The organism is Wolbachia endosymbiont of Drosophila barbarae (assembly GCF_044752445.1).
GTDB lineage: Bacteria > Pseudomonadota > Alphaproteobacteria > Rickettsiales > Anaplasmataceae > Wolbachia > Wolbachia pipientis.
On record NZ_JBIXJM010000197.1, the window covers coordinates 1 to 3,121 of the forward strand.

Below are 3,121 nucleotides of genomic sequence, written 5' to 3' on the forward strand. Positions count from 1 at the left end.
CCTTCATCATGTCGCTTAAGGTTTACGCCATATTGCTTCTTAAAAGGTGAAGAGAGCAATTTTTTTATTTTTTGAACACCACCCCCATGTTTCTTCTCCGGAGATTTACTATCTTGTGACTTTGCTTCAGAACACTCATTACTACTTTTTCGATCACTTTCATCAGTAACTTGCTGTTTTTCAGGTTCCTTATTAGAAACCTCAGAATTTAAGAATGTTGAACTATCCCATGCTCTAAGAGAACAAGTGGATTGACTTGGATCTATTTCCCCCGGCACCAACTGAAACAGCCCCCCTTTTCCTTCCTCTCTTTCTGATCCTTGCCTGGAAGGCCTCTCTAACCCTTCACCACGACTTTGCTTGGGACACCCCCGTGTCGGTGATGGTTCAGCTAATAGCGTTCGAGGAAGCTCAGGGTCAATGGACAGTTCATGGTCTTTGTTGATTACAGAGCTTTCCATGATTTTATTCAGCACACAATAAGAAATGTCTTGATTAGCAAAATCTATTCCGTATATTCCTCTCCTGCCAAATACTGGTAGATGTTTTGGTGAAATACAATCTTCAACATTATTTAACACGGTCATACCAAATACTTTATTAATATCATCCGCTTGTTCCTTGCTTAAAATTTTATAATATATAATATTATCAATAATTTCCTTAGCAGCAGGTATAAGAACTGAATTTTCACCACTGCCTGTATAAGAAACATGAAGTACAGAATTAATTGGTATACCTACTTTACGAGACAAATCAATCACTGAAAACTTTAGATTCTCAACAGTTTCATCCTCAGCACTTGTAACCTCAAAATCACGACATTCCAAAGATGCTTTGTGTTTTACTATGTCCTTAATGAACTTAGCCTTATTAAAGATGCTCCCCTTTATATACACACAATTGTCCTTGACTTTCAAGAAACCATCAGTTCTTTTAGGACTATTTTTATAACCTTTTACTGTCGCTGAGAATGACTCTATAAAATACTCTTGTAACCTTTTATCATAGAAACGCATACAATATAGATAAGATTTCCTGTCAAAGCTTTCATCAGATGTATACCCTTCTACATGTTCTAAACCAAAATCTCTTCCCATAGCACCTGTGATGTCTCTCGCAAGCCCATTAGCTAGCAAACATTTTAGATTGAAAACTATACTTTGATCTATCGGCACTGAAAATCTATACTTTCCATTACTATCTACCAATTGGCTCCGATTGAAATTAAAAGGAAAAGATTTCATATCAAAAGATAAACTAGCAGTACTTTCATTTCCACAGAATGTTTCTACTATCCTTCCTTTCATATTGTTTAAATACTTCATGCATTGATCAGCATCCATACTTTTATCAAATGAGATAACAATACGATCTTCCTTCTTAAAAAAAGTTTGATCTGTGCTTTGTACGGTAAGATTAGTAATAGCAACCTCATTATGACAAAGAATAATGTTAAATGCTCTTACTAATTCTTGATTCATTATATTAGGCATAATATCCCTCCCTATTCAAATTACCATAAATTTACTGTTACTTACCACTTCTGCCACTACCTTGACCACTAGATTGATTTTGCTTCCTTCTCTCCTCCTCACGCTTAATTCTCTCTGTAAAGTTATCAACTCTCCTTGGATCTATAGCATCCGCTCTAATTCTTCCTCCTCCTGGTGCATTATTATCGCCATATTTTCGTTTTTCATAACCTGAACCTTTATTACTATCCATATTATCCCCCAGTAAAAACATTATGTAATCAACATACTAAAAATAAAATTAAGTGCAAGCACTTTTTTATATTTTTTTTCAAAAAATTTTATTCACTCTTTTTCATAAAATTCAGTTTTCTAGATTCCAGCGTCACGCGCTGGAATGACACCTGTATTTCTCTTTGCCATCAATCCCTACTCTTTAATGTCATACCAGTACCTCTTTTTCTTGTCATCCCAGTGCCCAGACACTGGGATCCAGTCTTTTTTGTCATCTAAAGCTAACACTAGCTATCCCTTCGATGGTGCTTTTTCTGGTGCCTTTCCTATTGAATCCACATGATTATTAACTTTTACATCATCAATCAATCTTTTTGGTGGTTGAGCAGTACTAGCATTAGACTTTCCATTAGAAGCTTGCTCTTGCCAATCACCAATTGGATAATTGTGTGCAGGAAAGCTATCCCGATTGATTTTTCTTGATTTCCTATCACCAAGTTTAAATTTTCCACCTCTTTTTCGCTGATCTTGTTTTGGCTTCTCCTCCTCCGGAGCTTTCGGTGGACACACCTCTTTCTTCGGTTCCCCCGGCTTCGCTTTTTTCTTTTCTTCTACTTTTGGTTTTGTTTCCTCGCGGTTCTCATTGTTTATAACCTCCTTAAATATAGAAGGCATTATAGGCTTTGGTAAAAGATCAAGCTCTGATTTGCTCAGAGGGACTGGCCTTACAAATCCTGGTGAAATTTCAAAAAGGAAAACTGGCACTTTAGGTTTTTCTCTTTCGTCTAACTTGATTTCTACGTTTTCGCAAACTTCTTTATTTTCTTCCTTTAATGATGGTTTTTCTGCTTTTTTATCTTCTTTTTCTGTAGATGCCTCTACCGCAGCCGCCAACTCAACTCCAAACATCTCTGCGAACATTGTAACAATCCATCCGACAACGGCCATCTGTAACCTGAGTTTCAGATCTTGCAATGCAGTTAATCTTTCTAACGCCCTTGCAAACTCTTCTTCTGATAACTCACCACTGCCTAATTTCTCCTGCAATTCTTTTATCTCTTTGTCCAAGCTCTGATTGAAACTTAAATCGCGTGCAAAAATCTTCTTGATTAACTCCTTAAGCTTATCACGCAAAAACTTAATTATCGAAAGAAGCCAATTTTTTTCTTTCTTCTCCTTGAGCATTTGGTAGATTTTCGGATCATCTACATCTACTTCAAAAAGGTTGAAGAGAGATTCAAAGAAATTCCAGAAATCTCCGAGTACTCTTCCTTTTTCACTAGTGAAGTAATCCTCATCATCACCTTCTCCGATATGTAGCTCTGCTTGAGATGAGATTTTATCGATACAACTAGAAGCCTGACGCTCACACTCGAGCCTCCTGAGCAAATCTTGTCTGGTGAGCTCCTCTA

The 3,121-nt window shown here is 36.8% G+C and carries 3 protein-coding genes; all 3 read right to left on the bottom strand.

The genetic code is table 11. The features are described 5' to 3' along the window. Nucleotides 1-1,496: hypothetical protein (locus ACIPNH_RS04290; RefSeq protein WP_400771905.1), on the bottom strand; the 1,496-nt coding region annotated here is incomplete at its 3' end. A 37-nt stretch (nt 1,497-1,533) separates the two neighbouring features. Next, complete coding sequence (locus ACIPNH_RS04295; RefSeq protein ID WP_400771908.1) at nt 1,534-1,728, bottom strand: hypothetical protein; 195 nt, start codon at nt 1,726-1,728, stop codon at nt 1,534-1,536. 272 nt (nt 1,729-2,000) lie between these two features. Further along, a partial coding sequence (locus ACIPNH_RS04300) for a nitrogenase component 1 family protein (RefSeq protein ID WP_400771909.1) occupies nt 2,001-3,121 on the bottom strand: 1,121 nt, incomplete at its 5' end.

Coding starts and splice junctions, on each gene's coding strand:
- ACIPNH_RS04295 (WP_400771908.1), bottom strand. CDS start 1,728: ATGGATAGTAATAAAGGTTCAGGTTATGAAAAACGAAAATATGGCGAT.